21 protein-coding genes are annotated in these 21,363 nt (G+C 60.3%); 16 read left to right on the plus strand and 5 right to left on the minus strand.

Annotated features, from left to right (window positions below; all coding sequences use genetic code 11):
- Positions 1-92 precede the first annotated feature (92 nt).
- Positions 93-623: an FxsA family protein gene (locus PY649_RS12835; RefSeq protein ID WP_285868798.1), complete on the minus strand. Its 531-nt coding sequence runs from the start codon at positions 621-623 to the stop codon at positions 93-95.
- Positions 624-768: 145 nt separating this feature from the next.
- On the opposite strand from PY649_RS12835, the gene PY649_RS12840 reads away from it, so the two are divergent.
- From PY649_RS12840 to gyrB, 5 genes are all read left to right on the plus strand, one after another.
- Positions 769-1,470, plus strand: a complete 702-nt coding sequence (locus PY649_RS12840; protein ID WP_285868799.1) for a Tim44/TimA family putative adaptor protein — start codon at positions 769-771, stop codon at positions 1,468-1,470.
- Positions 1,467-2,585, plus strand: a complete 1,119-nt coding sequence (gene mltA, locus PY649_RS12845) for a murein transglycosylase A (RefSeq protein WP_285868800.1) — start codon at positions 1,467-1,469, stop codon at positions 2,583-2,585. Before PY649_RS12840 ends, mltA begins: the two co-directional genes overlap by 4 nt.
- Positions 2,585-3,169: a Smr/MutS family protein gene (locus PY649_RS12850; RefSeq protein WP_285868801.1), complete on the plus strand. Its 585-nt coding sequence runs from the start codon at positions 2,585-2,587 to the stop codon at positions 3,167-3,169. The genes mltA and PY649_RS12850 overlap by 1 nt, the downstream gene beginning before the upstream one ends.
- A complete protein-coding gene (locus PY649_RS12855) occupies positions 3,166-3,531 on the plus strand; it encodes a helix-turn-helix domain-containing protein (RefSeq protein ID WP_285868802.1) in 366 nt (121 codons plus the stop codon). The genes PY649_RS12850 and PY649_RS12855 overlap by 4 nt, the downstream gene beginning before the upstream one ends.
- A gap of 148 nt (positions 3,532-3,679) precedes the next feature.
- On the plus strand, positions 3,680-6,115 hold the full coding sequence (gene gyrB / locus PY649_RS12860; RefSeq protein ID WP_285868803.1) for a DNA topoisomerase (ATP-hydrolyzing) subunit B: 2,436 nt from the start codon (positions 3,680-3,682) through the stop codon (positions 6,113-6,115).
- Positions 6,116-6,184: 69 nt separating this feature from the next.
- Here the strand turns inward: gyrB and PY649_RS12865 are convergent, their stop codons facing one another.
- Both PY649_RS12865 and PY649_RS12870 read right to left on the minus strand, forming a co-directional pair.
- The gene (locus PY649_RS12865; protein WP_285868804.1) at positions 6,185-6,784 is read right to left on the minus strand and encodes a nitroreductase family protein; all 600 of its coding nucleotides are present in this window, start codon (positions 6,782-6,784) and stop codon (positions 6,185-6,187) included.
- An 81-nt stretch (positions 6,785-6,865) separates the two neighbouring features.
- The gene (locus tag PY649_RS12870) at positions 6,866-7,165 is read right to left on the minus strand and encodes a DUF2218 domain-containing protein (protein ID WP_285868805.1); all 300 of its coding nucleotides are present in this window, start codon (positions 7,163-7,165) and stop codon (positions 6,866-6,868) included.
- Between the two features lie 160 nt (positions 7,166-7,325).
- On the opposite strand from PY649_RS12870, the gene PY649_RS12875 reads away from it, so the two are divergent.
- From PY649_RS12875 to PY649_RS12900, 6 genes are all read left to right on the plus strand, one after another.
- Positions 7,326-8,279: a glutathione S-transferase family protein gene (locus PY649_RS12875; protein ID WP_285868806.1), complete on the plus strand. Its 954-nt coding sequence runs from the start codon at positions 7,326-7,328 to the stop codon at positions 8,277-8,279.
- A 65-nt stretch (positions 8,280-8,344) separates the two neighbouring features.
- The gene (locus PY649_RS12880; RefSeq protein ID WP_285868807.1) at positions 8,345-9,763 is read left to right on the plus strand and encodes a pyridoxal phosphate-dependent decarboxylase family protein; all 1,419 of its coding nucleotides are present in this window, start codon (positions 8,345-8,347) and stop codon (positions 9,761-9,763) included.
- Positions 9,764-9,946: 183 nt separating this feature from the next.
- Positions 9,947-10,789: a fumarylacetoacetate hydrolase family protein gene (locus PY649_RS12885; RefSeq protein ID WP_285868808.1), complete on the plus strand. Its 843-nt coding sequence runs from the start codon at positions 9,947-9,949 to the stop codon at positions 10,787-10,789.
- A 209-nt stretch (positions 10,790-10,998) separates the two neighbouring features.
- Entirely contained in the window at positions 10,999-12,273 is a 1,275-nt protein-coding gene (gene phaZ, locus PY649_RS12890) for a polyhydroxyalkanoate depolymerase (RefSeq protein WP_285868809.1), read from the plus strand.
- A 158-nt stretch (positions 12,274-12,431) separates the two neighbouring features.
- The gene (locus PY649_RS12895) at positions 12,432-12,872 is read left to right on the plus strand and encodes a DUF2852 domain-containing protein (protein WP_285868810.1); all 441 of its coding nucleotides are present in this window, start codon (positions 12,432-12,434) and stop codon (positions 12,870-12,872) included.
- Positions 12,873-12,959: 87 nt separating this feature from the next.
- Positions 12,960-13,721: a M48 family metallopeptidase gene (locus PY649_RS12900; RefSeq protein ID WP_285868811.1), complete on the plus strand. Its 762-nt coding sequence runs from the start codon at positions 12,960-12,962 to the stop codon at positions 13,719-13,721.
- A gap of 18 nt (positions 13,722-13,739) precedes the next feature.
- On the opposite strand, the gene PY649_RS12905 is transcribed toward PY649_RS12900, so the two are convergent.
- Positions 13,740-15,407: a Na/Pi cotransporter family protein gene (locus tag PY649_RS12905; protein WP_285868812.1), complete on the minus strand. Its 1,668-nt coding sequence runs from the start codon at positions 15,405-15,407 to the stop codon at positions 13,740-13,742.
- A 203-nt stretch (positions 15,408-15,610) separates the two neighbouring features.
- On the opposite strand from PY649_RS12905, the gene PY649_RS12910 reads away from it, so the two are divergent.
- The 5 genes from PY649_RS12910 to PY649_RS12930 all read left to right on the plus strand — a co-directional run bounded on the left by PY649_RS12910 (position 15,611) and on the right by PY649_RS12930 (position 20,754).
- Positions 15,611-16,285 (plus strand): phosphoribosylanthranilate isomerase, encoded by a 675-nt coding sequence (locus PY649_RS12910; RefSeq protein ID WP_285868813.1) that lies wholly within the window; start codon positions 15,611-15,613, stop codon positions 16,283-16,285.
- Positions 16,282-17,496, plus strand: coding sequence for a tryptophan synthase subunit beta (trpB, locus tag PY649_RS12915; RefSeq protein WP_285868814.1), 1,215 nt, complete (start codon positions 16,282-16,284; stop codon positions 17,494-17,496). The genes PY649_RS12910 and trpB overlap by 4 nt, the downstream gene beginning before the upstream one ends.
- 10 nt (positions 17,497-17,506) lie before the next feature.
- On the plus strand, positions 17,507-18,346 hold the full coding sequence (gene trpA / locus PY649_RS12920) for a tryptophan synthase subunit alpha (RefSeq protein ID WP_285868815.1): 840 nt from the start codon (positions 17,507-17,509) through the stop codon (positions 18,344-18,346).
- 110 nt (positions 18,347-18,456) lie between these two features.
- Positions 18,457-19,368: an acetyl-CoA carboxylase, carboxyltransferase subunit beta gene (accD, locus tag PY649_RS12925; protein ID WP_285868816.1), complete on the plus strand. Its 912-nt coding sequence runs from the start codon at positions 18,457-18,459 to the stop codon at positions 19,366-19,368.
- A gap of 33 nt (positions 19,369-19,401) precedes the next feature.
- On the plus strand, positions 19,402-20,754 hold the full coding sequence (locus tag PY649_RS12930) for a bifunctional folylpolyglutamate synthase/dihydrofolate synthase (RefSeq protein WP_285868817.1): 1,353 nt from the start codon (positions 19,402-19,404) through the stop codon (positions 20,752-20,754).
- Between the two features lie 249 nt (positions 20,755-21,003).
- Here PY649_RS12930 and trxA read toward each other — a convergent pair whose 3' ends face one another.
- On the minus strand, positions 21,004-21,324 hold the full coding sequence (gene trxA / locus PY649_RS12935; RefSeq protein WP_285868818.1) for a thioredoxin: 321 nt from the start codon (positions 21,322-21,324) through the stop codon (positions 21,004-21,006).
- Positions 21,325-21,363: the final 39 nt, after the last annotated feature.

Below are 21,363 nucleotides of genomic sequence, written 5' to 3' on the forward strand. Positions count from 1 at the left end.
GGGTTTCCTCTGACGTCTATGGGTGTCGCCATCTAGCATTTCGAATAAGGGCTTACAACCCTTGAGGCTTCGGCCATTTTGGCCCCTTTGCCTTATTCTTCAAGGCGTTTTTGGTCGGACCAGGGCGAGTTGCGATTGGGCTCGCGATGAAAATCGGTCTCGTCGAGATCGACCACATGCCCCGGTCCACGCGGCCGGCTTTGCGGGCCGGGACCTGGGTTCGGGCCTTGTCCAGCTCCACGTCTGAAGGCGCGTGAGCTGCCCAGGACGACAATCCGCTTGCGCAGGACCTTCCAGGCAAGCTCGCGCACCGCCGGAATGAAGAGCAGCAAACCGATAATATCAGAAATGAAGCCGGGTAGCATCAGGAGGAACGCGGCGACAACGATCATGGCGCCATGAACCATCTCCCGTCCGGGGTCGCCGCCATTGCGGCTTTCAGCCGAAATGCGCTGCAGGATGCCGATGCCCTGTATTCTGAGGAGGGCCGCGCCCAGGAGAGCACTGAGGATAACCAGCGCCAATGTCGCCCAGACGCCGATCATCTTGCCGACGATGATGAAGCCGGCGATTTCAGCAAGCGGCATCAAAAAGACGAAGATAGGAACAAGGGATAGGCGCATGTTAACGTGTCCTGAAAGCGGGCTTGTATGCTCAGCGTTAGTCCATCGCGCATAATAAAGATACCAGTCCGCTATTTGAATGATAGATGGATGCGGACTATATGGGAATTGAAACTCTCAAATTTAACGGTGGTTCCGACACGAGATGGGTGCAAACGACTTTGTGACGATCTTTTTCCTGGTGGCGGCGGTGCTGATTTTCTTTCAGCTGCGTAGCGTCCTTGGCCGCCGTACGGGGAATGAGAAGCCGCCGCGCGATCTCTATGGTTCTCCCGATTCGGCAACCGGCCCGACCGCGCCCGATGCCGGCAAGGTGGTGACCCTGCCGCGCCGCGATGCCGCCGAGGACGAAGATCGCTTTGCCGCCATCGATGCATTTGCGGCAGCCGGTACGGCGCTCAATGATTCGCTGCGCGAACTGAACAAGGCCGACCCCAGCTTCAATCCGAAGGAATTCGTCAATGGCGCGCGCATGGCCTATGAGATGATCGTCATGGCTTTTGCTGATGGCGACCGCAAGGCGCTGAAGGGCCTGTTGTCGCGCGAAGTCTACGAGGGCTTCGATGCCGCCATAACCGAGCGCGAAACCAAGGGCGAAAAGGTAAAGTCCACTTTCGTCGGCATCGACAAGGCTGACATCCTCAGCGCCGAGATGAAGGGAACGGAAGCTTTCGTGACGATGCGCATCGTCAGCCAGATGATTTCGGCGACTTACGATAAGGCCGGCGCTTTGATCGACGGTGACGCCGAAGCGGTAGCCGAGATCAGCGATCTCTGGACCTTTGCTCGCGACAGCCGTTCGCGCGATCCGAACTGGAAACTGGTGGCGACCGAATCCGAACAATGACTATCCCATCGCAGGACTTCAGGCTTGAGCCGGCAACCTTCGCCGATCTGAAGGGCTGGAAGGACGACGATCCTTCCAGCCTTTTTCGTGCCATGAGGGACTGTCGAGCCCATATCAGGGACGTGAAGCCCTACCGCACCGGCGCTGCCGGCCTGACCGTGAATGATCTGCTGACCCTGCTCGACGAGGCGGAAGGCTTTGAGCCCAAGGACGCAGCCGAAGCTCGTACGTTTTTCGAGGAGCGCTGCCGGCCCTTCTTCATTCGCCGCGGCGACGGCGCTAGAGGCTTCGTGACCGCCTTCTACGAGCCGGAGATCGCAGTCTCCGCAACGCCGGATGAGATCTATCGCTATCCCTTCTATCGCCGCCCGGATGATCTGATCGATCTTGATGATAGCAACCGGCCTGCGGAGCTTGACCCATCCTACATGTTCGGTCGTCTCGAAGACGGCATCGTGTCCACCTATCCCGACCGTGGCGAGATCGATCGCGGTTATCTGCAGGGCAAAGGCCTGGAGATCGCCTGGGCGAAATCCAAGGTGGATGTCTTCTTTGTGCATGTGCAGGGTGCAGCGAGGCTGCGCTATCCCGATGGGCACATGGGCCGAATCACCTATGCCGCAAAGGCCGGCCATCCCTTTTCGGCCGTCGGCCGTCTGCTGATCGAACGCGGTGTGCTCGACCGGGCGACGATTTCAATGCAGACAATCCGCAATTGGCTCTACGCTCATCCGCAGGAAGTCGATGAGGTTCTCTGGCATAACCGGTCCTACATTTTCTTCCGCGAGGCCGATGTCAGCGATCCGGCGCTCGGGCCGATCGCAGCGGCAAAGGTACCTTTAGTCGCGGGCCGCTCGCTGGCGGTCGACCGGCTGATCCATACCTTCGGCTTTCCTTTCTTCATCCAGTCGGAAAGTCTGAAGCATCTCGATAACGGCGGGCCTTTTGGGCGGCTGATGCTGGCGCTCGACACGGGCTCGGCGATCGTCGGCCCGGCGCGCGGGGATATCTTTACCGGTTCTGGCTACGATGCCGGAGAGCTTGCCGGTACCGTGCGCAACGACGCGGATTTTTATATACTGGTTCCGAAGGCGGCAGCTCAGAGGTTTGGCTGATGGCTTCAGAACGGCAGACCAAGGAACGAAAGCTCAGCACGGACGAACGCATTCTCTGGGGCAAAGTGGCGAAAAGTACTCGGCCAATGCCAGGGCGACTTGCGGATTTAGAGGCTTTTGACGAGGTTCTGGCGGCAGAGGCGCAGGCAGAGGAAACCGCCCGCGCCGAGAAGGCGAAAGCCACGGCAGCGTCCGTCGACGTGCAAGTCCCGCCACCGCCGGCAAAACAACCTTCCGGCACGCACCATCCGCTGGAGCGGCCGGTCAAGCGCAAGATCGCCAAGGGCCGGCTGGCGCTGGAAGCGCGGATCGATCTGCACGGCCTGATCCAGAGCGAGGCGCATACCATGTTGCTGGATTTCCTCCTCAGGGCGCACGAACGCGGTCTTCGCCATGTGCTTGTCATCACCGGCAAGGGCAGTTCCATGGGCAGCGACGGCGCCTTGAAGCGCGCAGTGCCGATGTGGTTCTCCAAGCCGGAATTCCGCTTCCTGATTTCGTCGTACGAGACGGCGGCGCAACATCATGGCGGCGACGGTGCCCTCTATATCCGACTGTCGCGACTGAAAGGGGATAGGCTGTGACCCCGTTCGGCGAGGCGGTACGAAAACTCAGGGCGCGCAAGGGCGTCTCGCAGAAGGAAATGGCCGCGGCGCTGAATGTGACTCCGGCTTATTTATCTGCCTTAGAACATGGAAAGCGCGGCACGCCGACCTTCGATTTGCTGCAGCGCATCGCCGGATACTTCAACATCATCTGGGACGAGGCAGAGGAATTATTCCTGCTGGCGCGTTTTTCCGACCCGCGCGTCGTCATCGATACCTCAGGCCTGGCGCCGGAATATACCGCCTTCGTCAATCGGTTGGCGGGCCGGATTCGCAGCCTCGACGCGGCCACGATCGGGGAGCTGTCCCAGCTTCTCGAAAATGCCGGCAAAAGCGGCTGAAAACCGCCTTAATCCCCTGCTTTATGCCTGTTTTGGGGGCCTTCTGTTTGGAAGTTCGGGGCGAAACATCCTATATTCAGGGAAAGAAAAACCGCTGATTCGGTAGAGATCGGTGGCGTTCTCTAAAACACTGGAAAGACTTCAATATATGACCGATACATCCGTAACCGAAAACGGCGGCAATACCGAATATGGCGCAGATTCCATCAAGGTTCTGAAAGGCCTTGATGCAGTGCGCAAGCGCCCCGGCATGTACATCGGTGACACGGATGACGGCTCGGGCCTGCATCACATGGTTTATGAGGTCGTTGACAACGCGATCGACGAGGCGCTGGCCGGCCATGCCGACATCGTCACCGTGACGCTCAACCCCGACGGCTCGGTGACCGTCACCGACAACGGTCGCGGCATCCCGACGGATATCCACACCGGCGAAGGCGTTTCCGCAGCCGAGGTCATCATGACCCAGCTTCATGCCGGCGGTAAGTTCGACCAGAACTCCTACAAGGTTTCCGGCGGCCTGCACGGCGTCGGCGTCTCGGTCGTCAATGCATTGTCCGTCTGGCTAAGACTGAAGATCCGTCGCCAGGGCAAGATCCATGAAATGAGCTTCACCCACGGCGTTGCCGACGCGCCGTTGCGCGAGACGGGAGAAGCCGGTGAAGAGACCGGCACCGAAGTCAGCTTCATGCCGAGCTCGCTGACTTTCACCATGACGGAATTCGATTATGCCACGCTGGAGCATCGCCTGCGCGAGCTTGCCTTCCTGAACTCCGGCGTCCGCATTCTCCTGACCGACAAGCGTCACTCCGACATCAGGCAGGAAGAAATGATCTACGACGGCGGCCTGGAGGCTTTCGTCGCCTATCTCGATCGCGCCAAGAAGCCGCTGGTCGAAAAGCCGGTGTCCATCCGTGGTGAGAAGGACGGCATCACGGTCGAAGTAGCGATGTGGTGGAACGACAGCTACCATGAAAACGTGCTCTGCTTCACCAACAACATCCCGCAGCGCGATGGCGGCACGCATATGGCCGGCTTCCGCGGCGCCTTGACGCGCCAGATCACCTCCTATGCCGATACATCCGGCATCACCAAAAAGGAAAAGGTGACGCTGACGGGCGACGATTGCCGCGAAGGCCTGACGGCGGTGCTTTCGGTAAAAGTTCCGGATCCGAAATTTTCCTCGCAGACCAAGGACAAGCTGGTGTCGTCGGAAGTTCGTCCGGTGGTCGAAAGCCTTGTCAACGAAGCGTTGAGCACCTGGCTCGAAGAACATCCGGCCGATGCAAAGGTGCTGGTCGGCAAGGTTGTCGAAGCCGCCGCCGCCCGGGAAGCCGCCCGCAAGGCGCGGGAGCTGACCCGTCGCAAGGGTGCGCTCGATATCGCGTCGTTGCCCGGCAAGCTTGCCGATTGCTCCGAACGCGATCCGGCCAAGTCCGAAGTCTTCCTGGTCGAGGGTGATTCGGCAGGCGGTTCAGCCAAGCAGGGCCGTTCGCGCGAAAACCAGGCGATCCTGCCGTTGCGCGGCAAGATCCTGAACGTTGAGCGCGCCCGCTTCGACAAGATGCTGTCGAGCCAGGAAATCGGCACGCTCATCACCGCGCTCGGCACCGGCATCGGCAAGGACGAGTTCAATGCCGACAAGCTGCGCTATCACAAGATCATCATCATGACCGACGCCGACGTCGACGGCGCCCATATTCGCACGCTGCTACTCACCTTCTTCTTCCGGCAGATGCCCGATCTCATCGAGCGCGGTCATCTCTACATCGCTCAGCCGCCGCTCTATAAGGTGACGCGCGGCAAGTCGGTGCAATATGTGAAGGATGAGAAGGCGCTGGAAGAATATCTGATCGGCCAGGGCCTCGAGGATGCCAGCCTGCGGCTGGGCAGCGGTGAAGTCCGTGCCGGCCAGGATCTGCGGGAGGTCATTGTCGACGCGCTGCGTCTGCGCACTCTGCTCGACAATCTGCATTCGCGCTATAACCGCGCCGTCGTCGAACAGGCGGCGATTGCCGGCGCTCTGAATGCCGAACTGGTCAGCGACCCGGCACGTGCGCAAGGTTTGGTGGATGACGTCGCCAAGCGGCTCGACGTGATTGCCGAAGAGACCGAACGCGGTTGGAGCGGCGGCCTCACCAGCGAAGGTGGCTTGCGTTTCGAGCGCATGGTGCGTGGCGTCAAGGAAGTCGTCGTTCTCGACATGGCCCTGATCGGCTCGCAGGACGCGCGTCTCATCGATCAACTCGGCTCACGCCTCAAGGAGATCTATGATCAGCCGCCGAAGCTCGTGCGCCGTGACGATGAGACCGAGATTTCCGGCCCGCGGACGCTGCTGGAAACGATTTTCGCCAGCGGCCGCAAGGGGCTCACCATGCAGCGCTACAAGGGCCTCGGCGAAATGAATGCTGAACAGCTTTGGGAAACGACGCTCGATCCGAACGTCCGCTCGCTGCTGCAGGTCAAGGTCGCCGATGCGACCGATGCCGACGGTTTGTTTGCCCGGCTCATGGGTGATGAAGTCGAGCCTCGGCGCGAATTCATCCAGGACAACGCTCTGAGCGTCGCCAACCTCGATATTTGATAGGCAATTTCTGAATATGAAAAAAGGGCCCGCCTGAACGACAGGCGGGCCTTTTCATTTCAAGATCAATTACTTGGCGATGAAAGTGCCATTGAAGGCAAGTTCGGAAAGCGGCTTGCGCTGGCTCGGCACTTCGCGCTCCCTGAGCTTTTCTGGAAGCTGGTTCTTGTCGCCGATCTTACCGATTGCAACGGCGGCCTCGACACGGAAGCCATCCGGAATGCCGAGAACCTCATAGGCCTTGTCGACATGGAAGCCGGTCATGCCATGGGCCTCGTAGCCGGCTAGATGGGCCTGCATCGCCATAAAACCCCAGGCCGTGCCGGCGTCGAAGGAATGGCTGTAGTTCAGCTTCTGCTCCGCCGAACCGAGTTCGCCATTATGTGTACGCGACACCACAAAAAGGAGGGCGGCGGCCGACCTGACCCAGCCCTGGTTGAATTCCACCAACACGCTCAGGAACTTGTCCCAATTTTCCGAGCCGCGCAGCGCGTAGACGAAGCGCCAGGGCTGCAGATTGGAGGACGACGGCGCCCAATGGGCGGCTTCCAATATGGTCAACAGGTCGGCCTCCGGCATGGATTCATTGGAATAGGCACGCGGCGACCAACGGTCGAGGAAGAGCTTGTCGATCGGATATTGCGACTCGCGGGAATTGCTGGACGTCATAGGGTTCTTTCCATCTGTGAGAGCAGTCGCGGACCGTTGGGAGCGGGCAAGGCGACTGGCATTGGAGGATACGAAGCGAACCTATACCCTGCCTGTATCCACAGTCCAGATCACGACGAGCTCTTCGCGAAAGGCGAATCGTTTGAGGTGATCAGCCACCACATTCTGCATGCGCTCGAGGTCCTGCGGATTTTCGACATGCAGGGTCATCAGCAAGGTGGATGCATCGGCAGCAAACTCGACGGAGGATTCCGGGCTGAACGGCACCTTCCCGGCGACCTCGTTGAATTCGACGGTTAATCTATGGCTCCAGTGCTTGCAGAGCTGCTGCAGATAGCGGCTGGCATGGTCGGTTTTCACGGAAGAAACGGACGTAGGCATATGGTGCTCCGATAACTTGAATTTAGTAGACAAGTTTATGCATGGCGCATCCGGCCTTGCAAGGTAGACAGTCTGTTTCAACATTGCGTTATTTCGGTGAAGCCCTATTTCGCTATGATCCCATCCTCGGAGAACATGTGCGCAAAATGGAGACAGAGCCGTGCTGGTGAACGGAAAGTGGATGGAAGACTGGCAGCCGGTCCAGGCCAAGGATGAGAAGGGCGGCTTCGTTCGCCAGATCTCAAGTTTCCGCAATTGGGTGACGCCGGACGGACGGCCGGGGCCAACAGGCGAGGGTGGTTTTGCAGCCGAAGCTGACCGTTACCATCTCTATGTCGCACTGATCTGCCCTTGGGCGTCGCGCACTCTGATCGGCCGCAAGCTGAAGGGCTTGGAGGACGTCATTTCCGTCTCGGTGGTGGAGCCGGCCTTGACTAAGCAAGGCTGGCGGTTCGGCGCCTATCCCGGTTCGACTGCGGATGCGGTCAACGGCTTCACCTATATGCACGAGATCTATACCAAGGCCGACCCGCATATCTCCGGCCGCGCCACCGTGCCGGTGCTCTGGGACAAGCGGAAAGGCACTATCGTCAACAACGAATCCGCCGATATTCTTCGCATGCTGAACGATGGTTTCGGCACTCTCGCCCGTAATCCGATCGATCTTTATCCGGCAGGCAAGCGCGAAGAGATCGATGCTTTCAACGCCCGCATCTATCCTGTCCTCAATAACGGTGTCTACCGCACCGGTTTTGCGACGACGCAGATCGCCTATGAGGAGGCCTTTAACGAGGTATTTAATTGCCTTGATTGGGTCGAGACGGAGCTGGAAGGCAAACAGTTTCTGTTCGCCGATCATCCGACCGAAAGCGATATCAGGCTTTTCGTCACCCTCGTCCGATTCGACGTCGCCTATCACGGCCTCTTCAAATGCAATCTCCGCCGCCTGTCGGACTATGCCAATCTCCAGTCCTTCTGCCGTCGCATGTTCGACTGGCCCGGCATCGCCGAAACCGTCAGCTTTGACCACATCAAGCGCGGTTACTACTCGATAGCGACGCTCAATCCGACCGGAATTGTGCCGCTAGGCCCAGCGCTCGACGAGCTCTTCTGATACTCGACCGTCTTTGAAAACCCGTCTAAGGTCCGCCTCGCTTTCATGGAATAAGGAGGAAAGCCATGGATTGGGAGGAGTTTCGGCGCTGGTCGGAAAAGGCGGCGGATTGGGGCGCGGACTATCGTGCATCGCTCCGCGACCGGCCGGTGCGGGCGCAGACGGCGCCGGGAGAGATCGCCGCGCATATCGCCGATTCACCACCCGAGTCCGGTGAGACTATGGAGGATATCTTCAAGGATTTTGAGGATATCCTCGTTCCCGGCATGACGCATTGGCAGCATCCGCGCTTCTTCGCCTATTTCCCCGCCAACGCCGCCCCGGTTTCGGTCATCGCCGAATATCTCGTCAGCGCAATCGCCGCCCAATGCATGCTCTGGCAGACCTCGCCGTCCGCCACCGAGTTGGAGACCAAGGTCGTCGACTGGCTGCGCCAGGCCCTTGGCCTTCCCGGCAGTTTCACTGGCGTCATCCAGGATTCCGCCTCGACAGCAACGCTGGCAGCCGTTCTGGTCATGCGCGAACGAGCGCTCGAGTGGCGGGGCAACAGCCAAGGCCTCGCCGCAAACAAGGCCGTAAGGATCTATTCCACCGATCAAGTCCACACCTCGATTGATCGCGCTATCTGGATATCCGGCGTAGGCGCCGAGAACCTGGTCCGCATTCCGTCCGGTGGCCCGAACAGCGCTATGGATACGCAGGCGCTTGCAGCGGCGATTGCGTGTGATCGCGCCGCAGGTCTGCTGCCGGCCGGTGTGATCGCCTGTGTCGGCGGCACCAGCACCGGCGCTTGTGACAATATCGCCGCCGTTGTCGAAGTCGCACACGCTCACGGGCTTTATGTGCATGTCGACGCGGCCTGGGCCGGTTCGGCGATGATCTGCCCGGAATTCCGGACACTGTGGCAAGGCGTCGAACAGGCCGATTCCGTCGTCTTCAATCCGCATAAATGGCTAGGCGCCCAGTTTGATTGTTCGGTCCAGTTCGTTCGCGAGCCGGAATCCCTGGTGCGTACACTGGCAATCCATCCGGAATATCTGCGCACCCACGGTCACGACGGCATCATCAACTATTCCGAATGGTCGGTGCCCCTCGGCCGACGCTTCCGCGCCCTGAAACTCTGGTTCCTGCTGCGCTATCACGGGCTCGAAGGCTTGCGAACGATGATCCGCAATCATGTCGCCTGGTCGCAAACCCTCGCTCAACGTCTGGCGGCCGAGCCGGATTTCGAGATTGTCACCCAGCCGTTCCTGTCGCTTTTCTCCTTCAATCACCGCGCTCACGCCGGAACAGATCAGGAAAGTCATACGCAGCGCCTGATTGCCGCCATCAACAATGATGGGCGCATCTACCTGACGCAGACCAGGGTCGGCGGCCAATTAGTCATTCGTTTCCAGGCCGGCCAATTCGAGACGACGGCGGAAGATGTCGATATGGCCTTTAGCACCATCGTTGAAATCGCGCGAACTTTGCCGTCCGTCTAGGAAAAGCTGTTGTTCCAACGCGGGCAGACAAGGCGTGCTATGCTCCGAAATCGATGGGTGACACTGGTGAATAATTCGTTCATATATGGTGTTACTAGGTATGATCTAAAGGGCGCGGTGCTTTTGGAGCGGGATCATGCCGATCGAAAAGATAGTTTTTGAAGATCCAGGGAAGGAAAACCTATGAAATTGTTGCGTGTTGGCGATGCCGGCAAGGAAAAGCCGGCGCTTCTGGATAGCGACGGCAAGATCCGCGATCTCTCCGCTCATGTCGCCGATATCGGCGGCGAGGCCATTTCGCCCGCCGGCCTGGCAAAGATCGCCGCGCTTGATCCGAAGAGCCTGCCGGAACTGTCCGGGGGCCGTATCGGCGCTTGCGTCGCCGGCACCGGCAAATTCATCTGCATCGGCCTGAATTTCTCCGACCACGCCGCTGAAACTGGCGCCACCGTTCCGCTGGAGCCGATCATCTTCATGAAGGCCACCTCGGCCATCGTCGGTCCTAACGACAATGTGTTGATCCCGCGCGGCTCGGAAAAGACCGACTGGGAAGTCGAGCTCGGTGTCGTTATCGGCAAGACGGCAAAATATGTCAGCGAAGCCGATGCGCTGGATTATGTTGCGGGCTATTGCGTCTCGCATGATGTATCCGAACGCGCCTTCCAGACCGAGCGTTCCGGACAGTGGACCAAGGGCAAGTCCTGCGACACCTTCGGGCCGATCGGCCCCTGGCTCGTCACCAAGGACGAAGTCGCCGATCCGCAGAATCTCGGCATGTGGCTGAAGGTCAACGGCAAGATGATGCAGAACGGCTCGACCAAGACCATGGTCTACGGCGTTGCTTACCTCGTCTCCTATCTCAGCCAGTTCATGTCGCTGCACCCGGGTGATGTCATCTCCACCGGCACGCCTCCAGGGGTCGGCATGGGCATGAAGCCACCGCAGTATCTGAAGGCCGGCGACGTTGTCGAACTCGGCATGGAAGGTCTTGGCACGCAGCGCCAAACCTTCCTCGCTGACGCCTGATGAACGTGCACGGTCAGGAACTTTAACGTTTTGAGACCATTCTTGATGTCGGAGAAGCGATTCTCCGACATTTTTACATGGCAAGAATCCGAAAGACTTATGTTGCCCTGCAACAAAAACTGTTAGTCTCGATAGTAAGAGCTTAAAGGATGAGGTTGCGCATGTGGGGAGCGTTCTTCGTCTGATCACCTCGAAAGGTAATGCTTCCTATGTTTTATCAGCTCTATGAACTAAATCATGCCGCCCTCGCACCCTTCCGCGCTGCTGCCGACATGATGCGTCTGGCCTACGCCAATCCGCTCAATCCCCTATCCCATACGATGTTTGGCCGCACGGTGACGGCAAGTCTCGAAGTTTTCGAGCGCACCACCCGGCGCTACGGCAAACCGGAATTCGGGCTGCATGAAACCTCGATCGACGGCAAGCGAGTTTCAGTCCATGAAAAGATCGTCTGGAAGAAGCCTTTCTGCAATCTGATCCATTTCGAGCGCAGCCTGCCTGCCGGCCACGGCAGCGATCCGCGCATCCTGATCGTCGCGCCGATGTCCGGCCACTATGCGACGCTGCTGCGCGGCACCGTGGACGCCCTCTTGCCGAGCGCCGACGTCTATATCACCGACTGGATCGACGCCCGTATGGTGCCGATGACCGAAGGCACCTTCGATCTGGAAGATTACATCGATTACGTCATCGAGATGCTGCATCTTCTTGGGCCGGATACGCATGTGATTGCCGTCTGTCAGCCCTCCGTTCCGGTTCTGGCCGCAACCGCGGTCATGGAAGCGGCCGGCGATCCTCTGGCGCCCTCGTCGATGACGCTGATGGGCGGCCCGATCGATACGCGCATCAATCCGACGGCGGTCAACCAGCTCGCCAAGAACAGGCCGCTGGAATGGTTCGCCGACAATGTCATCATGAGCGTGCCTTGGCCGCAGCCAGGCTTCATGCGCCCGGTCTATCCGGGCTTCCTGCAGCTCTCCGGCTTCATGTCCATGAATCTCGACCGGCACATGATTGCGCACAAGGACTTCTTCATGCACCTCGTCAAGAATGACGGCGAGCCAGAGAAGCACCGCGATTTCTATGACGAATATCTGGCAGTCATGGATCTGACGGCGGAGTTCTACCTGCAGACCGTCGATCAGGTGTTCATGAAACATGCGCTGCCGAAGGGCGAGCTGACGCATCGTGGCCAGCGCGTCGATCCCACCGCGATCCGCAATGTCGCATTGCTGACCGTCGAAGGCGAAAACGACGATATTTCCGGCGTCGGCCAGACCAAGGCGGCACAGACCATCTGCACCAGCATTCCTGACGACATGCGGATGCATTATCTGCAGCCAGATGTCGGCCACTACGGCGTCTTCAACGGCTCACGTTTCCGTCGTGAAATCGCGCCGCGCATCGTCGCTTTCACCCGCGAACATGCCCGCGCCGCCAGGCCGGTCGTCAAGCGTGTGATCAAAGGCGGCAAATCCGCCTGAAATTGCAAAGAATTAGCTTTTGTTGAATTATTGGGCCGGATTCAAGGGGTTGTCCGATTTTCCCGGCAAATGGCATTGAAGGCTCACGGAGAGGTTACCATCTCGATTCCAGCGGTTCGGCATGTGGCCGGGCCGCCTTACTGCGAGGATACCTCACGATGAACCACCAGTCAGCATTGCTTCGCCCGGATTGGACTCCGGCTACCATTGCCCTGATGATCCTTGGCTTCGTGGTCTTCTGGCCTCTGGGTCTCGCCATGCTTGCCTATATTCTCTTCGGCGAACGCCTGAGAGAATTCAAAAGGGATGTGAACCAGAGGGCCGACGGCATGTTTGCCGGCTGCGGCCGCCACCGCGGTCGTTATCGCCAGCATTTTTCCACCGGCAACGTCGCCTTCGACGATTGGCGCCGGGCGGAGCTGGAGCGCCTCGAGGAGGAGCGCCGCAAACTTGATGAAATGCGCGCCGAGTTCGACACTTATGTCCGCGAACTCCGCCGCGCCAAGGATCAGGAAGAGTTCGACCGTTTCATGCGCGACCGTAACAACGTCAAGCGCAATAATGACAACGGCCCGGCTTCCGACCTCCAGACGCCGTAAGGGCAGATGCTTCCATTCAAACCGGCATCCGGCGATGCCGGTTTTTCTTTGTCAGAAATTCGCACGAATCGTATAAAACTGCTTTTCATGTTTCCGCTTTCGTCCAGATCCCGCCGACCTGCTCCCAAGCCGCCTGCGCCGGAAACGCGCACATTGGACGTGGCAGGCCGGTTGATGCCCCTGACGATTCGCCAGCATGAGCGGGCGACGCGGATCACGCTCAGGATCGAGCCCGGCGGACGGGCGCTGAAGATGACCATTCCGCGTGGCCTGGCGGCCCGCGAGGTCAATGCTTTCCTCGATCGCCATCAAGGCTGGCTTCTGACCAAGCTTGCGAAATTCTCCATCGGAGGCAGCCTTCAGAGCGGGGGCGAAATCCTTTTGCGCGGCGTTCGCCACCGGATCTTACACACGGGCAGCCTGCGCGGCCTGACCGAGGCGGTCACCGTTGATGGCCTGCCGGTTCTGCGCGTCAGCGGCCTGCCGGAACATGTCGGTCGGCGCATCGCGACCTTTCTCAAGAAGGAGGCGCGCGCCGATCTGGAAAAGCTGGTGACAGTGCATGCAAAGGCGATCCGGGCGACCGTGTCCTCCATCAGCATGAAGGATACGCGCAGCCGATGGGGTTCCTGCTCCTCCGAAGGAAATCTGAGCTTCTCCTGGCGCATCGTCATGGCGCCGCCGCTGGTGATTGACTATCTCGCCGCCCACGAGGTCGCGCACTTGCGCGAGATGAACCACGGCCCGCGCTTCTGGTCGCTCTGCCGCAAACTCTGCCCCGACATGGACGAAGCCAAGGCCTGGCTGAAGCGCCATGGCAGCCAATTGCACGCGATCGACTTCGATTGAGCGCCGTGCGTTCCCTACCTATTCCGCGGGTCCCGGTTGTTCTCCGTGTCCGACAAGATGCGCCGCAGACCGCCAGGCATGGTGTGCGATCCGGTCGAGACGTCTGACGGCATCGATCCGCGCGAAGGCATCCGCAGCGACCAGCTTTCCCGGTGCGACGGAGGCCAGCGTCGTGGCGCGATGGTCCCGTTTCAGGGCGCTGAGTTCTTTTGCCGCGCCCTCCGCCTCGGAGAGCGTCGCGACGATCTCGGAAGAGACGTTCCAGCCAATGGGCGCGGCCTGAGCGCTCAGGGCCGATTCGCCGGTAATCGAGTGACCAACCGCCTGCGCGGCGCGCATCGCCCCGGCGCACAGCTCGGCGGCACGACGGTCGAGGGGTGCTTCGGTCGGCAGACGGGGGAACTCACCCTCGGCTAGAACCTCCACGAGGCGCGAGGCGTGATCAAGTGCATGTAGCATGCTCGTCATGCGCAGCCGCTCAGCCTCCGTCTCGGGCGGCTCCTTCAATTCGGAGAGGAAATCCCGCACCTCGCCGAGTGTGACGGCCGCCGCAGCGCCTTGGGCCGCGGGATCTGCTCTGCCACTCGAAAGTGCCGCGGATATCGAGGCGGCGTTTTTTGCGAGGACATCCGCCAGGATACGCCGCACGGTCTCGACCGCCAGCACCGGACTGGCGAGCACGCTCGGATCGAGCGCACGCTGCAGCCCCGTCTGCTTCGAAGGCAGCAGGCGCTCGACAACGCGGGTGAACCATTGGGTTGCGGGGAGGAGCACCGCGACGCCGACGACGTTGTAGGCCGTGTGGTAGGCGGCAAGCAGCGTCATTCCGTCAACCGACGCCGAAAAGCCTTTCATCAGCGCAGCCGTAAACGGAAAGGCGATGATCGCGATCAGCGCCGCTATGATCTTGAACAGGACATAGGCAAGAGCGAGGCGCTTGGCCGTCGTGCTGGCACCTATCGCCGCCAATGCGGAGCTCGTCGCCGTCCCGATATTCTGACCGATGATAAGCGCTGCACCCTGTTCCAAACCCACCGCCCCGGCGTAGAAGGCCGAAATGGTGACGGCGATCGCGGCCGTCGATGACTGCATGACCGCGGTCATCGCCAAGCCAATGACGATGAGCGCCATGAGGCCAACGAACCCCGTGCCCCAGCCAACCCCCGGCGCGCCGAGCACGGCGGGCAGGTCGGACGGATGCAGGCTCTCCGCGAGACCTCCCATGCCCTGCTGCAGCGTCGTCAGCCCGTAGAGCACCAACGCGAAGCCCGCGAGCGCGCTGCCTGCCGCCGCGATCCGGCCGCCGCCCAGCAGCTTGGCCAGTGCGCCGATAAAAATCATCGGCAACGCATAGGTCGAAAGCGAGACGCGCACGCCGATCAGCGCTACCAGCCAGCCCGTTCCCGTCGTGCCGACATTGGCGCCGAAGACGAGCCCAAGGCCCTGCGAAAAGGTCAAGAGCCCGGCATTGACGAGGCCGATCGTCGTCATCGTCACCGCGCTCGACGATTGCACGAGGAGCGTGACGATCGCACCCCAGAATGCGCCCGAGAGCGGCGTCGCCGCGGCTGTACCGAGGGCGACGCGTAGTGCTGATCCCGCCATGGCCTTTAGGCCGTCGGTCATGACGGCCATGCCGAGCAGAAACAGCCCGACCCCGCCGAGGATGGCGACTGCTGTCGACATTCGCGTTCGCCCCGCTATGCTACTGTTTTAATCTCGCTAAAGTAGTCATAGCATCAACCGCCCCGGTGCCGATAGTCTCCCGCGGCATCGCCGTTCGAGCGTCCGAAAAGGCCCCGCCTATAACCTTTGCTTTAACAGCGTAAAATTCCCCTTTTGTCGCGTTTAGGCTCGACTCTTTTGAATTTTCGTGTCACTCCGCTGCCATGAACCCCGATATCAAAATTTGTGGTCTGAAGACGGCGGAAGCGGTGGATCGTGCTCTTGAGCGCGGCGCTACCCATATCGGCTTCATCTTCTTCGAAAAGAGCCCGCGCTATATCGAGCCCGATGTGGCCGGCCAGTTGGCGGAACGCGCTCGCGGCAAGGCAAAAATCGTTGCCGTGACGGTCAATCCCACCAATGACGATTTGGATGAGATCGTGTCTCTGGTGCGCCCGGATATGCTGCAGCTCCACGGCAATGAAAGCCCGGAGCGTGTGCTGACCATCAAAGCGGTCTATAATGTGCCCGTCATGAAGGCCATGGCGGTGCGCACCGCCGACGATCTGAAGCGGGTGGAATCCTATATCGGTATTGCCGACCGCTTCCTGTTCGATGCCAAGCCGCCCGTTGGTTCGGAGCTGCCGGGCGGAAACGGCGTGTCCTTCGATTGGAGCCTCATGAGCTGGGTCGACGATCGGGTGGACTACATGCTGTCGGGCGGCGTGAACAAGGACAACGTCGCTCAGGCGATGGCATCCACCAGGGCCACGGGCATCGATCTTTCCTCCGCTCTCGAAAGCGCGCCGGGCGTGAAGGATCTGAACAAGATCGACCAGTTTTTCGACGCTTTTGCAGAAGCATGCCTGCCGGAACCGGCAGCAGGGAGTAGAGAGTGAACCAGACGCCAAAACTGAATTCCTTCCGCGCCGGCCCCGATGAGGACGGTCGTTTCGGCATTTACGGCGGCCGTTTCGTAGCCGAAACGCTGATGCCTCTGATCCTGGATCTGCAGGAGGAATGGAACAAGGCGAAGAACGATCCGGCCTTCCAGGCGGAGCTGAAATCGCTCGGCACCCATTATATCGGCCGGCCGAGCCCGCTCTATTTTGCCGAGCGCCTGACGGCGGAACTCGGCGGCGCCAAGATCTATTTCAAGCGCGAGGAGCTGAACCACACGGGTTCGCACAAGATCAACAATTGCATCGGCCAGATCTTGCTGGCCAAGCGCATGGGCAAGACCCGCATCATCGCCGAAACCGGCGCCGGTCAGCACGGCGTCGCCTCCGCGACGGTTGCCGCCCGCTTCGGACTGCCATGCATCGTCTACATGGGCGCGACCGATGTCGAGCGCCAGGCACCGAATGTCTTCCGCATGAAGCTCCTCGGCGCTGAGGTCATTCCGGTGACGGCTGGTAGCGGCACGCTGAAGGACGCGATGAACGAAGCGCTTCGCGATTGGGTCACCAATGTCGAGAACACCTATTATCTGATCGGCACAGCCGCCGGCCCGCATCCTTATCCGGAAATGGTCCGTGATTTCCAGTCGGTAATCGGCACGGAAGCCAGGGCGCAGATTCTGGAGGCCGAAGGCCGCTTGCCGGATCTCGTGATCGCTGCCGTTGGCGGCGGTTCGAACGCGATCGGCATTTTCCATCCTTTCCTCGATGACGACGGCGTCAAGATCGTCGGCGTCGAAGCTGGCGGCAAGGGCCTGCAGGGCGACGAGCATTGCGCCTCGATCACTGCGGGCGCGCCGGGCGTGCTCCATGGCAACCGCACCTACCTGCTGCAGGACGGCGACGGCCAGATCAAGGAAGGCCATTCGATATCGGCCGGCCTCGATTATCCCGGCATCGGTCCGGAGCATTCCTGGCTGAACGATATCGGCCGCGCGGAATATGTGCCGATCATGGATCATGAGGCGCTGGAGGCCTTCCAGACGCTGACGCGCCTCGAAGGTATCATCCCGGCACTGGAGCCGAGCCATGCGCTCGCCGAAGTCATCAAGCGCGCGCCGAAGATGGGCAAGGACGAGATTATCCTGATGAATCTCTCCGGCCGTGGCGACAAGGACATCTTCACCGTCGGCAAGATTCTGGGAATGTGAGTTAGACACCATGACCGCACGTATGGACAAACGCTTCGCCGCTCTGAAGGCAGAAGGCCGCCCGGCGCTCGTCACCTATTTCATGGGCGGCGATCCCGATTACGAGACCTCGCTCGGCATCATGAAGGCGCTGCCGGAAGCCGGTGCCGACGTCATCGAACTCGGCATGCCGTTCTCCGATCCGATGGCCGACGGCCCGGCGATCCAGCTCGCCGGCCAGCGCGCGCTGAAGGCCGGCCAGACGCTCAAGAAGACGCTGCAGCTCGCAAACGATTTCCGCAAGACGGATGCCGATACGCCGATCGTGATGATGGGTTACTACAATCCGATCTACATCTACGGCGTCGAGAAATTCCTCGACGATGCACTTGCCGCTGGAATCGACGGCTTGATCGTTGTCGACTTGCCGCCGGAAATGGATGATGAGCTCTGCATCCCGGCGATCCGAAAAGGCATCAATTTCATCCGTCTCGCCACGCCGACCACCGACGACAAGCGCCTGCCGACCGTCCTCAACAACACGTCCGGTTTCGTCTATTATGTCTCGATGAACGGCATCACCGGCTCTGCTTTGCCGGATCCGTCGCTGGTTTCCGGCGCCGTCAAACGCATCAAGCAGCATACCGACCTGCCCGTCTGCGTAGGCTTCGGCGTCAAGACGGCCGAGCATGCCAAGTTGATAGGCGCTGCCGCCGATGGCGTCGTCGTGGGTACGGCGATCGTCAACCAGATCGCCACCAGCCTGACCAAGGACGGCAAGGCGAGCGCCGACACCATCCAGGCCGTCGCGACGCTGGTGCGCGGCCTGTCGACGGGAACGCGTTCGGCGCGCCTTGTTGCTGCCGAATAGTTTTCCGACATAGGCAGAGGTCTTCAATCCGAGTCGGTTGAAGAAATGGCCTGTGCGCATTAGGTGTCGACTACGATATCGGTTAATTCAGTCGATCAGGAGTTTTCGAATTGAACTGGATCACGAATTACGTCCGCCCGCGGATCAATTCCATGCTGGGCCGTCGCGAAGTGCCGGAAAATCTCTGGATCAAGTGCCCGGAGACCGGCGAAATGGTCTTCCACAAGGATCTGGAAGACAACAAATGGGTCATTCCCGCCTCCGGTTTTCATATGAAGATGCCGGCCAAGGCCCGCCTTGCCGATCTCTTCGACAATGGTGAATACGAAGCGCTGCCCCAGCCCAAGGTCGCGCAGGACCCGCTGAAGTTCCGCGATTCGAAGAAGTATACCGACCGCCTGAAGGACAGCCGCGTCAAGACCGAGCAGGAAGACACGATTCTCGCCGGCGTCGGCAAGGTTCGCGGCCTGAAGCTCGTTGCTGTCGTTCACGAATTCAATTTCATGGGCGGCTCGCTCGGCATTGCCGCCGGCGAGGCGATCGTCAAGGCGTTCGAACGCGCCATCGCCGAAAAGTGCCCGCTGGTCATGTTCCCGGCATCGGGCGGCGCGCGCATGCAGGAAGGCATTCTGTCCCTGATGCAGCTGCCGCGCACGACGGTCGCCGTTGACATGCTGAAGGAAACCGGCCAGCCCTATATCGTGGTGTTGACCAACCCGACGACGGGCGGCGTTACCGCTTCCTACGCCATGCTCGGTGATATTCATCTTGCGGAGCCGGGTGCGGAAATCTGCTTTGCCGGCAAGCGCGTCATCGAACAGACGATCCGCGAAAAGCTGCCGGAAGGCTTCCAGACGTCGGAATATCTGCTCGAGCATGGCATGGTCGACATGGTCGTCAAACGCCACGATATTCCCGATACCCTGGCTACGCTTCTGAAGATCCTGACCAAGAAGCCGGCGAATGATGTATCGGCGAAGGACTTGAATGGAGCGACGCTGCCGATGGCGGCGAACGCCTAACCTGAACGGACGGCCGGAAGGCGGAGGTGCGGGATGACAGCTATGGATCAATCCGCAGTAAGCGAGGCAGCACGGGAAATCGACAAGCTGATGGGGCTACATCCCAAAGGCTTCGATCTCTCGCTGGACAGAATCACCCGGTTGCTGGACGTCCTCGGCAATCCGCATAAAAGGTTGCCGCCGGTGATCCATGTCGCCGGCACCAACGGCAAGGGCTCGGTGACGGCCTTCTGCCGCGCGCTTCTCGAGGCCGGTGGGCTGAGCGTCCACGTTCACACCTCGCCGCATCTCGTCAACTGGCATGAGCGCTACCGTATGGGCGTCAAGGGCGGCCGTGGCGAGCTCGTCGACGATGCGGTTTTCGCCGATGTGCTTCGTCGCATTGCCGATGCCAATGGCGGCCAGAAGATCACGGTATTCGAGATCCTGACAGCGGCCACCTTCATCCTGTTTGCCGAGCATCCGGCCGATGCCGCGATCATTGAGGTCGGCCTCGGCGGTCGCTTCGACGCCACCAACGTCATTTCCGATCCGGCCGTCTCGGTGATCATGCCGATCTCACTCGATCATCAGCCCTATCTCGGCGACCGCGTCGAGCTGATCGCGGCCGAGAAGGCGGGCATCATGAAGGACGGCCGCCCCGTCGTCATCGGCCATCAGGAATATGATGCGGCGCTCGATGTGCTGATATCGACCGCCGAGCGGCTGCGCTGCCCGACCGCGGTTTTCGGCCAGGATTTTTCCGCTCATGAGGAATATGGCCGGCTGGTCTATCAGGATGAGTTCGGTCTTGCCGACCTGCCGTTGCCGCGCCTGCCGGGCCGGCATCAATATGCCAATGCCGCCGCCGCCATCCGCGCCGTCAAGGCGGCAGGCTTTGCTGTTACCGAGGCGATGATGGAAAAGGCGATGATCTCGGTCGAATGGCCGGGCCGCCTGCAGCGCCTGACGGAGGGCAATTTGTTGCCGCATGCGCCGGAAGGCGCGGAAATCTGGGTCGATGGCGGCCACAATCCCGGTGCCGGCGAGGTTATTGCTGAAGCCATGGCCAGCTTCGAGGAGCGTCAGCCGCGGCCGCTGTTCCTGATCACCGGTATGATCAATACCAAGGATCCTGTCGGCTATTTCAAGGCATTCACCGGCCTTGCGGAAAAGGTCTACTGCGTGCCGATCCGTGGCAGCGATTCGATGATCGACCCTGTGGTTCTGGCAAACGCGGCTTACGACGCCGGCCTGGTGGCGGAGCCGATGTCGACGGTCGGCCAGGCACTGGATGCAATCAAGGAAGTGGCCGTGCCTAATTTGCCCGCTCCGCGCATCCTGATTGGCGGCTCGCTCTATCTTGTCGGCGATGTCCTTGCCGATAACGGCACGCCGCCGAAGTGATTCCGGTGGGGCGGTCAACCACCCCCTCGTGCTTCGAGACGGCCCTGCGGGCCTCCTCAGCATGAGGGCTGACCGTCTCGGCCAGCCGCGCTACGGGCTGATCGTTCATCTCTGCGTTGCCGTGGCGACGAGCCTGCTCCATCCTCACCCTGAGGTGCGAAGCCTCGAAGGGCGAGGATGGCCCCGTGTTCTCCGACCAACAAAAAGCCCGCACGAAGCGGGCTTTTTCATTCTCTTAATCGATACCGATCAGGCAGCGCTGGAAATCCAGTTCTGCAGGGCGGTCTTGGGGGCGGCGCCAACCTTGATGTCAGCAACTTCGCCAGCCTTGAACATGGCAAGCGTCGGAATCGAGCGAACGCCGAACTGGGCAGCCAGTTCCGGGTTTTCGTCGATATTGAGCTTGGCGACCTTCACCTTGCCTTCAAACTGAACAGCGAGCTCTTCCAGAGCCGGGGCGATCATCTTGCACGGACCGCACCATTCGGCCCAAAAATCAACGACGACAGGCTCTGCGGACTCCAAAACTTCGGAAGCGAAGTTGGAGGTATCGACTTTCACGGTAGCCATAGGCTGCTCCTTACCAGGATTTGCGGTTGCTAGATATGT

It is taken from the genome of Rhizobium mayense, assembly GCF_030272705.1.
In the GTDB taxonomy this organism is placed as follows: Bacteria; Pseudomonadota; Alphaproteobacteria; order Rhizobiales; family Rhizobiaceae; genus Rhizobium; species Rhizobium mayense.

Coding starts and splice junctions, on each gene's coding strand:
- PY649_RS12835 (WP_285868798.1), bottom strand. CDS start 623: ATGCGCCTATCCCTTGTTCCTATCTTCGTCTTTTTGATGCCGCTTGCT.
- PY649_RS12840 (WP_285868799.1), top strand. CDS start 769: ATGGGTGCAAACGACTTTGTGACGATCTTTTTCCTGGTGGCGGCGGTG.
- mltA (WP_285868800.1), top strand. CDS start 1,467: ATGACTATCCCATCGCAGGACTTCAGGCTTGAGCCGGCAACCTTCGCC.
- PY649_RS12850 (WP_285868801.1), top strand. CDS start 2,585: ATGGCTTCAGAACGGCAGACCAAGGAACGAAAGCTCAGCACGGACGAA.
- gyrB (WP_285868803.1), top strand. CDS start 3,680: ATGACCGATACATCCGTAACCGAAAACGGCGGCAATACCGAATATGGC.
- PY649_RS12865 (WP_285868804.1), bottom strand. CDS start 6,784: ATGACGTCCAGCAATTCCCGCGAGTCGCAATATCCGATCGACAAGCTC.
- PY649_RS12870 (WP_285868805.1), bottom strand. CDS start 7,165: ATGCCTACGTCCGTTTCTTCCGTGAAAACCGACCATGCCAGCCGCTAT.
- PY649_RS12880 (WP_285868807.1), top strand. CDS start 8,345: ATGGATTGGGAGGAGTTTCGGCGCTGGTCGGAAAAGGCGGCGGATTGG.
- PY649_RS12885 (WP_285868808.1), top strand. CDS start 9,947: ATGAAATTGTTGCGTGTTGGCGATGCCGGCAAGGAAAAGCCGGCGCTT.
- phaZ (WP_285868809.1), top strand. CDS start 10,999: ATGTTTTATCAGCTCTATGAACTAAATCATGCCGCCCTCGCACCCTTC.
- PY649_RS12895 (WP_285868810.1), top strand. CDS start 12,432: ATGAACCACCAGTCAGCATTGCTTCGCCCGGATTGGACTCCGGCTACC.
- PY649_RS12900 (WP_285868811.1), top strand. CDS start 12,960: ATGTTTCCGCTTTCGTCCAGATCCCGCCGACCTGCTCCCAAGCCGCCT.
- PY649_RS12905 (WP_285868812.1), bottom strand. CDS start 15,407: ATGTCGACAGCAGTCGCCATCCTCGGCGGGGTCGGGCTGTTTCTGCTC.
- PY649_RS12910 (WP_285868813.1), top strand. CDS start 15,611: ATGAACCCCGATATCAAAATTTGTGGTCTGAAGACGGCGGAAGCGGTG.
- trpA (WP_285868815.1), top strand. CDS start 17,507: ATGACCGCACGTATGGACAAACGCTTCGCCGCTCTGAAGGCAGAAGGC.
- PY649_RS12930 (WP_285868817.1), top strand. CDS start 19,402: ATGACAGCTATGGATCAATCCGCAGTAAGCGAGGCAGCACGGGAAATC.
- trxA (WP_285868818.1), bottom strand. CDS start 21,324: ATGGCTACCGTGAAAGTCGATACCTCCAACTTCGCTTCCGAAGTTTTG.